Consider the following 13450-nt stretch of genomic DNA (forward strand, 5'->3'; position numbering starts at 1 on the left):
TTCTCCTTATGCTCGCAATGAAAGTTCCTGATAGATCGTGTACACAAAACCAACAATTTGTTGGATGAGACTGAAGAACAGCAGTCCCAAGAAGATGATGACGCCCATGACAACGATCGTTAACAGCATGGTCATAATCGTCTTCATAACCGTATACTGATGAACCGTCATCGTTCCGATAAACATCAGCCAAACAAACCATAGCGTAGCCACGGATTCCAATAAATAATAGAAGGAAGCCTCGCGCAGCGTAATGACATTGCTGAGCAATAGATTGGGCAGATAGAGCAGAATCAAAGGGAGCATCGCATAACCTGTGGCAATGACGATTTCTTTGAACTTCCCTTCCCCGTCCATTAGCGTCGTTAACGACCAGTTCGCGATGCACCAAAGCAGAAACGGGAACACAATGTATTTCAACTCGTTAATACTGTTCAGATCGAGCGGATAATTAAAGTTGACGACGTAGCCGGAATACTGGCGTTTCAATATCATCATCACCGTCACGCCGAGCAAGATGGCAAGCGCGACTCTAAGCTTCCCTCTGTTCTCGTACTTCAGATCCCAGAAACCGTCAAAGGGATGAAAAGCAACATGCAGCGAATATTTAATGTCCTTGAGAAACTGCATTCTGTTTCATGCCCCCTCTTCTTGACCTCAGTCCTCGGCGAATGGCCACTACGACTACTATGAACGCGATTAGAATCGTCATGTAAGTTCCGAAGTTCTCGCGCATATATTCTCTGCGGTACTTCGTTAACGCTTTGGAATAATATTCTCTGTCGTTGCCTAACTTCAGATAAGTCATCGCTTGCTTGTATTCGCCCCGGCGCAGCATCGACTTGCCGATTCCGACATAAGCCATTTCGTAATTCGCATCCAGCCTAAGCACTTGTTCCCATATCTTAGCGGCATCGTCGTGCTTGCCTGCACTGTATAATCCGTTCGCTTCATTGACCAGGCTTCCGAATTTGGTCGCCGTAAATTCGGTAATCATGCCTAGATCGCGATCTAAAGCAAAGATCCGATTGCCAAAGCTTTCAATCGCGATCGGGGTTTTGAAAGTGCCGCGCTGATTGCCGACCTGACCGACTACATACAAGAGACTTCCGTCTTCGTTATACGTGAAGATTCGTCCACGAGTCGAATCAAGCGTCCGATACACCCCATTGCCGCTGACATCGATATCGATGAAAGCCGATGGATTTCTCGTCAAGTCGCCGACCGGTCCCCAATCTCCGTTAATACGCAGCACATCGATGCCGGACGGATTCAGCCTTTTGACAGGAACCGCGGTTTGCTTGTCAGCCGTCGTTGTAAATATAAATCCGTCCCCATCCACGTCCACATTGTTGAATTCAATCGGAACGAACCGGATCATTTTTTCCCGCTGCTCTTTGGTCGATACCGTCTTCCAGAATAAATCGACCGGATCGAATTGCACGGGGTTCGTGCCTATAAATCCGGTAAAGTCGCCTTCGCTGTCGAATTCGATAATGCCGTCGAAGACGCCTCTAGCGACAACGTAGATACGGCCGGCTTTATCGACGATGACCTTGCGCGGAATGTATTCGAACTTGTCGCTAAGCACCTCGGACTTCGGAGCCCCGATTTCTCTGATGAGCGCTCCGCTTTCGTCGAGCACAACAACGCGCCTGTTCTCGGTATCTGCTACGTAAATCTGACCTGCCTCGGTAACGAAGATGCCCTCCGGTTTATTGAAGGTGTCCTGCTTGCCCTTATTGTCGAAGCCTTGATATTGGCGGATCGCCTTCCACTCGCTGTTAAGCACCACAACTCGCCCGTTGCCGGAATCCAATATATACAGATTGCCGTCAGCAGCCGCGAACATATCGGTCGGTGTCGCGAGCGGTCCAATGCCCATTTCCTGTCCCGTTATCGTCCTGGAAGGAAGATAAGCGATTGGCGATTTAACGGCGTCTCCCCAGTACGAATATACATATCCCTCATACGGCGATGCGTGAGCCGACTTCGGACTTAGCAAGGCAACGATCATCACAGCCGCCAGGATCAGAATCGATCGCTTTATTATCAAACCTATACGCCTCCATCGCTTTAGTCCTTCATGCCGGACGTTGCCATCGTTTGAATTACATTGCTCTGAGACAATACAAACGTTACGATTGGCACCGTCATCATAATAACTGCTACTGCGGCACCTACCCCTGCGCGGGCAATACCGCCCTGAACGATCTGCCCCATGGCGTAATGCATCGTCTTAAGCTGCTCGCTGTAAATAAAGCTGCCTCCATCCGTTCCCCACAGCATCTGCATCATGAGGATAAGCAGCGTCAGCCAGGCTGGCTTGACGAGCGGCATGACGACTTGCCAGAAAATACGGTATTCGCTGGCGCCGTCGATCTTCGCGGCTTCCAGCAGCGCGTCCGGTATTTGCTCCATGAATTGCTTCATTAAATACAGGCCGAGCGGATAAGCGAATGCCGGAATGATGATGGCCTGATACGAATCGATCCATCCGAGGACGGACATGATCATATAGTTCGGAATGGCCGTTACATGCGGTGAGAACATGAGCGAAAGAACAATGACGGTGAACAATATTTTGTGGCCGCGAAATTTGTGCTTGGCCAGCGGGTATGCCGCCGCCGAAGCGAGCAAAATATGGCCCGCGGTGCCTGCCGCCGTAATAAAGAACGTATTAAAGATATATCTAGAGAACGGAACCCAAGAGCTCTTCATAACTTGGAACAAATCCGTAAAGTTATCGAACGTCGCATTCCTCACGAACAGCGTTGGCGGGAATACGAACAGCTCATCGAGCGGCTTGAGCGCATTGTTAATGACGTAAATCAACGGAACCGCCATAAAGGCGCCGAACGCGGCAAGCAGCAGGAACAGCAGGACATCCACCTGCCAGGAGCGGTTCACTTTTTTCTTGAGACCTATAGCTAGCTTCATCTTGCCTATTCCCCCACCCTCTTCAGCAACTTTTGAACGGCCAGATTGGAGCCCAGCATGAGAACGAACAGAACGGTCGCAATGGCTGATGCATAACCCATCTCGAACCGAATCGTGCCGTAATCCACCAAGTGAGTAACGACCGTATGAGCGCCGTACTGCACGCTCGGGAAGCCCGCCAGTGCCATTGCGACATCCGCAACTGCAAGGGAGGATGTAATTTGGATGACGGCACCGAACATGAGCTGAGGCCGCATCGAAGGAAGGGTAATAAACCAAAGCTCCTGCCAACGGTTTCTCACGCCGTCCACCGCTCCCGCCTCATACAGCGTACGGTCAACCGTCTGCAAGCCGGCGATGAACGCCAGGAAGCTGGTGCCCAGACTGAGCCATAATTGGACGACGATAATGATCGCGAGCATGTATTTCGGATTTTGCAGCCAAAGGATCGGCTCGTAGATGATGCCGATCTTCATCAGCAATCCGTTCATTATGCCGTATGAATCGCCGGAAAAAATAATTTGCCAGATAAAGAAAACGTTGCCCGATATCGATGGCGCAAAGAACACGAGCGTCATGATGGCTCTCACCTTTGAATTAAGCTCATTAATGAGCCAAGCAAAGACGAAGCAGGCAATATAGCTGACCGGGCCGGTAATGACGGCGAAGATCATTGTATTTTTGAGACCGATCAGGAACACATCATCGTTCCATAGCAGCTTGGAATAGTTCTCCCAGCCGACCCATTGCGGAGCCTCCAGCATATTGAAATTCGTAAAGCTGAAGAAAATCGAAATAGCGACCGGGAGCACGGTAAACATCAGGAACAGCACCACATATGGAGCCAGCAGGACGTACAAGTGCTTATCCCGCTTCACGTCCTTCGTGAACAGCTCCCATTTTCCTTGCAAGCCGGCAGAGCTTCCCTTCGGCTGCATGATCGTCTCGGTTGCGATTTTTGTTTTTTGCAAAAAGAGTCCCTCCTAGTCCTTCCCGTCCAACTTGAACTCGGCTCGTTTCTCCGCGATCTCATAGTCGATTTCCTGCACATAGTCGTATAACGCATCGGCCGTATTCGTACCGTTATTGATAACTTCACGAAGCGCGTTGTCGAGATGTCTTCCCGTGAAATATCCGCCCGGCACCTCCGGCACGCCTTGCACCCATTGCCATTGCTCTTCGAGATTGCGATAATCCCGCGCCGGCCATGGCAGCTCCTTGAGCGCTTCCATATTGGCTGTCGGATAACGCGCCGCAGCGCCCATCAGCCCTTCCATCTCTCTTCCGAACCGTACTTGCGAGTCCTTGCTTACCCACCACTTCATGAACTCCCATGCCGCATCCTTATCCTTGGCCTGCTTCAGCATGATGGCGGCTGTTCCGCCGCTGGCGACGTCCCGGCGAATCGTGCCGTCCGTCTGCTTCATGCCCGGAACCGGAATGAATTCCCATAAGCCTTTGATTTCCGGTGCGGATACGGTCAAGTAGTTGTAGAACGTATAGTCTTGAATGCCGACCGGCATCTCGCCTGTTCGGAACCGCATTGGAAAATCGAAGATGAGCGGAAGCTTGTAGCTCGTATAGAAGTCGGTCCACTTCTTGAATGCGCTAAGCCCTACGTCTGTGGCCAGACCGCTCTTCGATCCGTCGTTCAAGTAGAACGATCCGTCCATTTGGTACAACAGCATCGCGAACGCACGGTTCGCTTCCAAGACGGGAACGCCCGTCGATTGGGCAATCGGAAGCGCGAAATCCATATGGTTCTTCTGCAGAACTGGGATCATCGCATATACCTCTTCCCACGTCTGCGGCGGCTCTATATTCAACTCCTCCAATATATCCTTCCGGTAGAAGAGCATATTGAAAATTTGCTGTTCAGGCAGAGCGAATACTTGGCTTCCGGACTTGTACGGAACGAGCGCGCTGTCTCTGAACTGCTTCACGACCGTCTCATAGTCAGGATATTTCGACAAATCCTCGGCCGCATTCCGCATACCGAAGTTCATCGGCACGTCATTACCGACCTGCATCGCCACATCGGGACCTTCCCCGGCGAGCGAAGCGCGGAGCAACACATCCTGATTGACCAGCTTCAGATTAACGCCGATGCCGGTCTGCGGAGTGAACGTATCGTCGATCATCGCTTTCAGCACTTGCGCCTGATCGCGCCCTGTCCCGATCCATACGGTGATGGACTCCCCGTCTTCCGTCGTGTTGCCGATCGTATCGTAATTTTCGAAGAACGAATGGAAGAAGGACGATACCTCGTGAACCATCTTCCTGCCGAAGGAAGCACCTGCTTTAGGCAGCTTCTTATCAGGCGAAGCAAGAAGCAGGTAATCAATCTCAAGCGGCTGCTCTCTAACCTGCAGGATCCAGGCGCCGACGCTGCCGACATTGATCTTGAATTGACCTAACCGCTTCTGAACCGATTCCGGTTTCTTGGCCAAGTCGGCCAGCTGATAAGCGGTTTTGTTCAAGACAGCGGTTTTGTCGCTTTTCTCGCCCGTCAAGCGAACCAGTTCTTCCGAAACGGAATACAAGATGTCGCTTTGCTTTTTGAACACGTCTACCATGTCGGGAATTTGTTTATCTAATTGATAATCCCGATAAGGATCTGGAACGTTACCGGTAATCATCAAGATTTTTCGATACATAGCATTAATATCGAGCACGCTTGCTTCTACTTGGCGAATCAGCGGCGCGATTGACCCGAGGCTGACCTCAAGCTTCAGCTCGTGTTTGCCTTTCGTCATATAGAAGAGATAGGGCTCTTCCTCGTTGCCAAGTACATTCATCTGCCAATCCGAGTCGTAATAAAACGGAATTTGCGCCATTTCCTTAAACGGAATTTCCCCGTCAATCCAGAGCGAGCGTGTAGAATAAATGCCCCGCAGCAATTCTTGTCTGTTCTTGATCGCAATCCGGTATAATCCGTCCTCCGGCGCCTCGACTTCCCAAGCGATCCATTGGCCCGGTATCCGCCAGTTGTTGCCGCCGACCGTATTCATTCTGACCTTCGATACGTCATACGGCTCCGTTGATGGACTGGAGCGGTCGGTAATCGGATACAATGTCGGCGATGATTTGTAAGATGCGTTTTCGCCCTGAACCTTGATTAACTGTCCGCTTGCCTCTTTATAACCCATTGACTCATAACCGGCCTTCACCTCTTCGTATGCGGAAGGCGCATCGTAGTGAAACAGCTTTATATAGTCGATGGCCATAGGCTCTCGCGAAGATACTAGCGTCAACGTATGCTTACCAGCTGTAAAATAAAAAACGTACGGGTCTTCGAAATACCCATCTGTATCTCTGAACAGCGACTGCTGCCACATTGGCGATTCGACCTGGCGCGGCCTCAGCTCGTTGCCCCTGTTATCTTGCGTGATTTCTTCGCTCTCGTTTTTCCATACACGATGGAAAGTCAAGTTTCTAGCGCTTGCGAACGGCAGCTTGCCGTCAATCAGCAGCTCTCTTTCAATGGTGGAGCTTTTGCCTTCGATCGGAAAATAGTTCATAGCGATATGATATAAGCCGGATGTCGGCACCTCGAGCTCCCACTCGATCGAGCCGCTCTCTCCTGTCTTCACGAAGTCGCCTGTTTCTCCGCCCAGCTCGCCTACGATTTCGGGGGTCATATCTTGAGCGGCTGTATAATCCGCCCCACGAATCACGATCTCCTCATCGGGCTGCTCTTCATCCTTGTATTGCTGCAAATAAACGTCGTAGCTGTTCTCAGATGCGTTCGTCAAGGAGTTCTGATCGCTCTTTGCATCGGCTTCTGTATTTGTCGCAGCCCCCGCACCGGCCGCATCGGACTGAGATATAGGGGGGATAACCAATATCGAGAGCAGCATAGCGATGATAATCAGCCAAGCGACGGTCATTCTGGAAAAGGCGAATTTCACCTCATTCCCTCCTTTTCGCAAACTAGCGGAATCTTGTTTTTGTGAGCACCGCCCGGCCTTCCAAGAGTCGGAAGACCGGGCAGTCTGCTTGTTGACCTATAAGTGTTGCTTTATTTACTCTTTCTTCTCTTCCACTTCGCCGCTCAATACTTTGTCTGCAGCCGCTTGCGCTGCCGCGATGACTTGAGCAACACCTGTAGACGGCGTAACCTCGCCTTTGACGAACTTGCCTGTCACGGAGTCGAGCTGTTCTTTCACGCCGAGACCGCCGAAGCGTCCGCCGAATACACGTTGTACCTTGCCAGCTTCGTTCATAGCGTTAGCGATGGACGTATCATCCGGAAGCACGTTCTCAAGCCACAGCTTGCGGTTGCCTTCCCAGTTGTCGAAGTCTTGCAATTCTTCCCAAATCTTCACAATAGCTTCTGCGTCCTTAACGCCTTTTGGAATCACATAAGCAGCCGTTTGTCCAAGCGGATCGGAATAGCTTGTCGCGTTAGGTGCTTTAGGGAAGTATACGTAGCCCCACTCATCCTTCATCTTGTCTGTCAGACGTCCTTCGATTTCCCACAATCCGCCTGGATACATGGCAATGTTGCCTTCTGCAAAGTATTTAGCTGGATCTTCCCAGTCGTTGCCTTCGTTCTCTTTCACGACTTTGTGCGTGTTGTACAGCTCGTATTCAAAGTTAAGCGCTTCCATTGCCGCCGGAGAATCGAACGCTACTTTCTTAGTAGCTTCCTCATAGATCAAACCGCCGTTGCTTGCGATCAGTTGCTCCGAGAAAATATAGTGTGCGCCGGCAAGACCGTATTGGTCCACTTTGCCGTCACCGTTATTGTCAACAGTCAGCTTCTTAGCGGCATCAAGCATCGTGTTCCAGTTCCAGTTGTCCGCGTCCATCAATTGCTGCGGATCCTGCAAGCCCGCTTCTTTGAAAATCCGTTTATTGTAATACATACCGGAGTCGTTCGCGTTGTACCAGCCTTCAAGACCGAATACTTGCTCGCCGCCGAATTTCATCGCTTCGATAACGTCCGGCGCGATGCGGGAGTTGTTGAGGTAATCATTCAATGGCGTTAGGAACCCGCCATTCGTAAGTCCCCAGATGAATCCGTCCGGCAAGCGGACGATTTCTGCGAAAGGATCGCCTGCCAATACAGAGGAGGATAGCTTCTCTGAAGTGGACCAGTATTCCGTATTCAGGTACTTGATTTTGACGTTGTATTTCTCTTCAACCTTTTTGATTCTTTCGCGAGCCAATTCGTCCGCTTCGGAGTCCCCTACAGGCGTAGCGTCCCACCAATGGGAAATGCGAATCTCTCTGCCTCCGAGGTCCGGAGCCGGCTCTTCAGGTACTTCAGTCGGAGCGACCGTTGCAACCGGTGCTTCCGTTGCAGGCGCATCGGTAGCCGCCGGTGTATTCCCTCCGTTATTGCCGCTGCATCCGGACATAATCATCATTGCTGCGGTTACAGTCATCAACATTGGTTTCATCTTTTTGATTTGTTTCATTGTTTAACACATCCCCTTCATGAATGATTAATCAAATAAAAGCAAGATAGACAGATTAATTAATCAGAGAAATGATTCTACCCTCCTCAAATCAAAAATTATATATAGTGGCGGCTGCCATTATATAAGCGTTTCGAGCATTTTATTGCAGAAAACAAAACAATCTTGATGACTCGATTTTTTATGTAAGGGTTTTCATGAAACCCATTTCATTATAGCTCGCTTCCTTTTCTTGGTCAATACGAAAGTTTATATTTTCCATAGTTCCTGTTAAGGCGCCTTATTTGGCAAGAATGAACATTACGCTGATACATTGCCAAATAAGGTGAAATGGCTAACCCCCTCCTTTGGCTGAAACTGCTGACGTTTCACCGCGATTAACTGGAAATACTCCCGTTATTGCAGCGCTCCCCTTCATCGTCGTTTTCACCCACCGAAAGCCGCGTTTCCCATCCTATTCGGTCTACAACCCAACCCGCTACCCTCATCATCGTCACTCTGAACACCCATAAGCCGCGTTTCCCATCCTATTGCCCTTAAGTAACCCAAGTTTGTGCGAATAGGATGAGCTTCCCATCCTATTCGGTCTACAACCCAACCCGCTTCCCTCATCATCGTCGCTTTCACCAACCATAAGCCGCGTTTCCCATCCTATTGCCCTTAAGTAACCCAAGTTTGTGCGAACAGGATGAGCTTCCCATCCTATTCTGTCTTCAACCCATCCCGCTACCCTCATCATCGTCACTCTGAACACCCATAAGCCGCGTTTCCCATCCTATTGCTCTCAAGTAACCCAGGTTTGTGCGAATAGGATGAGCTTCCCATCCTATTCTGTCTTCAATCTAGCCCGCTACCCAGACCATTGCAAAAAAAAGAGCGCAGCCCGATTGCTCGGGCTGCGCTCTTGAAGGAATAATTGCGTTAGGGCATTAGGGCTCGCGTGCTTTGCCGCACGATAAGCTTTGGCTCTAGCGACGTATGCTTCTTCACTTTCTCTTTGTTCATCATCGCTTTCAGCACTTTGACAGACGTCATCCCAAGCTCGTGCGCCTGCTGGGAAACGGTGGTCAGCTCGGGAATGAAGTGATGCGCCAGCGGAATATCGTCGAATCCGACGATGGACATATCGTCCGGAATCGTCAGTCCAGCCTCTGCTGCCGCCTTGATCGCCCCGATCGCCGTATAGTCGTTCACGCAGAACACGGCAGTCGGACGCTCCTTCATGGCCAGCAGATTATGCATCTGGCGTTTGCCGGAATCGATAGAAAAGCTGTCCGGCAGAAGCCATTCTTCCCGAATGTCCAGATTCGCTTCTTTCATCGTCTTGCGGAATGCCCGCAGCTTATTAGAGGTCGTCGTCATATGACTTTCCCCGCCGATGAAGCCGATCTGCGTATGTCCTAGCTCGATAAGGTGTTGAACGGCAAGAACAGTTCCCGCAGCCTCATCCGTAGCAACCCGAGTCAAGTCGGTCCCCCGCAGACCGCCATTGACGAGTACGGTCGGAATAATGCTAGCGCATTGCACCAGCTCTTGAACTAGATGCTCTTCACAGTGCTTCAAGTTAATTCTTCCGCCCATAAATATAATGCCGTCCACGCGTTTCTCCCGCATAATGCTCAGATATTCCGATTCTTTCACATAATCGCCGATCGTATTACTAAGCAGGAAGGTAAGGCCTGACTGCATCGCCTCCTCCTCCGCTCCGGCGAATACTTCCGGAAAGAAGGGATTAGTCAGATCGGGCACAATGACGCCGATAATGCCGGTTTCATTTTTGAGAAGCCCTCTAGCCATAGCGTTAGGCTGGAAGTTATATTTTTGAATAAGCTCTTCAATTTTGGCGCGTGTTGATCCTCTTACCGGAGCGGTATCGTTCAACACACGGGATACGGTCGAAATCGATACTTTTGCCTCCTTGGCAATATCATAGATGGTGACCTGTCTCAAGCTTAACGCTTCCTTCCTACCTTCATGTCTAGGAATATTATAGCAAAATCAAACATGTAATGATATGCGTTACACCTATTGCAACGAAAATAGAGCAGGCTCGTCTCGTCAACGAACATTCCTGCTCTAGCTATATGGTCCTAATTGCGATGCCTACAGATTGCCCCAGCGTCTATACGATTGCTCGTCATAGAAGAGCCTTACCGCAACCGGAGTTCTGCCCTCTTCGTCGAACAAGATCAGCTCATTGTCCTTCTCCTTAAGCCACGCCATCGGAATCTTGTAATCCTCCTGCGGCCCAATCTGCCAGTAGCGTCCTAGATTACGGCCGTTCAACTGCAAATACCCTTTGCTTAAGCCCGTCAATCTCAGCTTCAGCTTAGGATTAACGTCTTCCGGAATGGCTGGAAGGTCGAAATTGCTGCTATGCCATGAAGGCCCGCTATGAATAGAGGTGGCTGAGCCCTCCGCAAGCTTCGCTGCGTCTTCTAACGATACTGCCGACCAGCCTCTCAGCTCCCGTGAACGGTCATAGGTCAGCAGCTCCAGCCGATTCAACGGCGCACGGCCTACCGGCATTTCAATGGTGTTGCTGCCTTTGACGATATAGGAGGAAATGTCGACTGCATAATAAGCGAACCAATCCTTATAGTCGTCCATAGGCACTTCTCGGCCGTTAATCCGGAGTCCGCCGCTTAACGCTCCGACTAGAATGGCCCCGTCATGATCATTAACTTCGAAAATTCGAGTAAGCCCAGAGGCGAACGGTTGCCCTTGCACCTCGTCTAGGTGGACAGACTCCATACCGCTATGCCAATCTCTTCGCAGGTCGATGACCGAACCGTCCATATAGACAGGGCCGAATATGCCTTTCTCCTCGCCCAAATTCGGCGAGAAATTAAGACTGCCCATATGCTGCACAAGCAGCTGCAGCTTATTGCGTCCTTGGCTCAGGCGTACGACTGCCGACGCCGCGCCTACTTGGCGGATCATCGCTTGCTCTTGTCCATTGACGAACAGACGCGCAGAATCCTGGATGGCCGACAACACCATTGTGCTTTCTTGATCCCGATCGCACTCCGCTTCACTCGTGTAAATAAGATACCCAAAGTCCTTACCTAGCTCTGCGAATCCGCGCGGAGTATCGGCAAGCTCGCCCGCTCCGAGCGCAAGCAGGTTCAAGTCTTTGCGAGTCCAATCCGATAAGCTCGGCAGAAGCCACGGCTCACTATCATGGGCGGTGTTGCTTAATTGCACCCAGTCTCCAATAAGGAAGGGCTCGCTCTCAGGGCCGCCCCTTACTCCGCTCACGTTGCCATCCGCGTCTATGTCCATGTCCTCCCAGCCGAATGCCCAGCATACTTCTCCACCTTGTTGCCGAAGCTTCCATGCTCGGTCCGACATATAACCGTTTAATGCAATCACTTCGATACGCTGCCCGTCAACCGTCAATGCAATACGCTGCGGCGTATGGAAATGGAAGACGTCTAAGTGCAACGTCCGGTCGTCCGGGCTCATTTCATGTCGGATATGGGCTTCATTATCATACTGAATCGCGTGATCGGCTTCGAATACGATATGCGTACGCTGGCCGTCTTCTCCCGCCACAATGATCGTTTGGACCTCGCCAATCCGGTCGTTCCCTATGACGAACCCTCCGCAAGTAAGCTTCAAACCAGGACTCACTTCATACCGGTCAAGAATCGGGACGATCTGACCCGGTTTAATCGAAACCTGAAGCGTCCGGCCGCTTTCGAGCGTAATCGGGTACATTTCCTTCTCCTGCTTGGCGCTTTCGGCGAACCAAAGCTTTTGCCCGTTCCACTGTCTGCCTTGGAGTTTTATTCCGTCTGGGCAAGTGGCCTCGCATGATTCCATCGGCTCCGCTTCCAGCAAAAACGCGCTGAGCGCTTCCGTGAACAGGGAAACCTTTTTGGCCATTCTATATTTGGCTGTCACTCTCCCATATTCGGACAGTGGAGCATCGTAATCGTAAGAGGTAACCATGTAAATATCGCTGCTTCCTACCGTACGCCCGCCGTAACCTCCAAAGTTAGTACCGCCAAAAAACATATAGTGGCTAATGCCGTCAAACCCGGCGCGAATCGCCTCCATCATCCTCTTCTCGTACAATTCTGGCGTCTTCTGCGTGGCAGAGGGCGCTCCCCAATGCTCGAACCACCCTGTCCAAAACTCGGTTACGAGCTTCGGAACGTCGGGCTGCTTGCGCATCAGCTTCTCATAATGTCCGTCTGCGCCCGACCAGAAGTTCGCCCCTTCGATCGTTCCTTCTAAGCCGCCCTCGCAAGTTATTAACGGCATATCAATGCCACGCTCGAGCAAGCCGTCGCGCAGCTCCCTCATGTAAGCCGCACCTGCCGTGTCATCGGCCAAATAACCGTATTCGTTCTCGACCTGGACCATAATAACGGTACCGCCTTGCGACATTTGGCGAGAGCGGATAACCGGAACAATCTGGTCAAAATAAAGATTAACGTAATGAAGGTAAACCTCATTATTCGTTCGGAACTGTATATTAGATTTATGTTTCAACCAATACGGAAAACCGCCAAAATCCCATTCGGCGCATATGAACGGACCCGGCCGCGCGATGACCCATAGTCCCAGCTCCGCGCATAGGTCAAGGAACGCCCCGCAATCGTTGTCGCCGCTGAAGTCCCAGTTGCCCTCCTCCGGCTCGTGCACGTTCCATGCAAAGTAAGTATCGATACAATTCATGCCTGCTAGCTTCGCCTTGACAAGCACTTCCCGCCATTCCTGCCTAGGCATTCGAAAATAATGAATCGATGCGATGTTCAGAAACACTCTCTTCTCCCCGATGATAAAGCTCTTCGCATCATAGCGAAGCTGCGTTCCCTTTAATCCAGTGTTGTCTAAGCTCTCCGTGATCATAAATTCACTTTCCTTCCTTTTTGAACGCCATGTCGCACTCTTAAAATCTTAATGAAAAGCGGTAAAAATCGTCTTTCATAGCGGCTGCTATCATTTATGAAATGGGTTTCATTAAAGGCATATAAATTATAAAACTACTCTGTAAGCGTTGTCAACAATTGGATTGTAACTATTTTCCTCAACTCATAAACAAAAAACAGTCCAAGGCTGATGCCCCGGAC

At 50.6% G+C, this 13450-nt stretch carries 8 protein-coding genes; all 8 read right to left on the minus strand.

The genetic code is table 11. The features are described 5' to 3' along the window. Positions 1-6 precede the first annotated feature (6 nt). Positions 7-630 carry a YIP1 family protein gene (locus AC0YN0_RS26840; protein WP_475824028.1) on the minus strand — a complete coding sequence of 208 codons (624 nt, stop codon included), beginning with the start codon at positions 628-630 and terminating at the stop codon, positions 7-9. Further along, positions 608-2056 carry a gluconolactonase gene (locus tag AC0YN0_RS26845; protein WP_475824029.1) on the minus strand — a complete coding sequence of 483 codons (1449 nt, stop codon included), beginning with the start codon at positions 2054-2056 and terminating at the stop codon, positions 608-610. Before AC0YN0_RS26845 ends, AC0YN0_RS26840 begins: the two co-directional genes overlap by 23 nt. A 20-nt stretch (positions 2057-2076) precedes the next feature. Continuing rightward, the gene (locus AC0YN0_RS26850) at positions 2077-2940 is read right to left on the minus strand and encodes a carbohydrate ABC transporter permease (protein ID WP_475824030.1); all 864 of its coding nucleotides are present in this window, start codon (positions 2938-2940) and stop codon (positions 2077-2079) included. Positions 2941-2945: 5 nt separating this feature from the next. Beyond that, positions 2946-3878: a carbohydrate ABC transporter permease gene (locus tag AC0YN0_RS26855; protein WP_475824137.1), complete on the minus strand. Its 933-nt coding sequence runs from the start codon at positions 3876-3878 to the stop codon at positions 2946-2948. Positions 3879-3923: 45 nt separating this feature from the next. Then, positions 3924-6830: an extracellular solute-binding protein gene (locus AC0YN0_RS26860; RefSeq protein ID WP_475824138.1), complete on the minus strand. Its 2907-nt coding sequence runs from the start codon at positions 6828-6830 to the stop codon at positions 3924-3926. A gap of 135 nt (positions 6831-6965) precedes the next feature. Further along, entirely contained in the window at positions 6966-8366 is a 1401-nt protein-coding gene (locus tag AC0YN0_RS26865; RefSeq protein ID WP_475824031.1) for an ABC transporter substrate-binding protein, read from the minus strand. Between the two features lie 921 nt (positions 8367-9287). After that, complete coding sequence (locus AC0YN0_RS26870; protein ID WP_475824032.1) at positions 9288-10316, minus strand: LacI family DNA-binding transcriptional regulator; 1029 nt, start codon at positions 10314-10316, stop codon at positions 9288-9290. Positions 10317-10469: 153 nt separating this feature from the next. Continuing rightward, positions 10470-13229, minus strand: coding sequence for a beta-galactosidase (locus AC0YN0_RS26875; RefSeq protein ID WP_475824033.1), 2760 nt, complete (start codon positions 13227-13229; stop codon positions 10470-10472). Positions 13230-13450 lie beyond the last annotated feature (221 nt).

Source organism: Paenibacillus sp. J22P218 (assembly GCF_056269195.1).

Bases quoted from the DNA above. Each gene is read 5' to 3' on its own strand.
- AC0YN0_RS26840 (WP_475824028.1), bottom strand. From the start codon at position 630: ATGCAGTTTCTCAAGGACATTAAATATTCGCTGCATGTTGCTTTTCAT.
- AC0YN0_RS26850 (WP_475824030.1), bottom strand. From the start codon at position 2,940: ATGAAGCTAGCTATAGGTCTCAAGAAAAAAGTGAACCGCTCCTGGCAG.
- AC0YN0_RS26855 (WP_475824137.1), bottom strand. From the start codon at position 3,878: ATGCAGCCGAAGGGAAGCTCTGCCGGCTTGCAAGGAAAATGGGAGCTG.
- AC0YN0_RS26860 (WP_475824138.1), bottom strand. From the start codon at position 6,830: ATGACCGTCGCTTGGCTGATTATCATCGCTATGCTGCTCTCGATATTG.
- AC0YN0_RS26865 (WP_475824031.1), bottom strand. From the start codon at position 8,366: ATGAAACAAATCAAAAAGATGAAACCAATGTTGATGACTGTAACCGCA.
- AC0YN0_RS26875 (WP_475824033.1), bottom strand. From the start codon at position 13,229: ATGATCACGGAGAGCTTAGACAACACTGGATTAAAGGGAACGCAGCTT.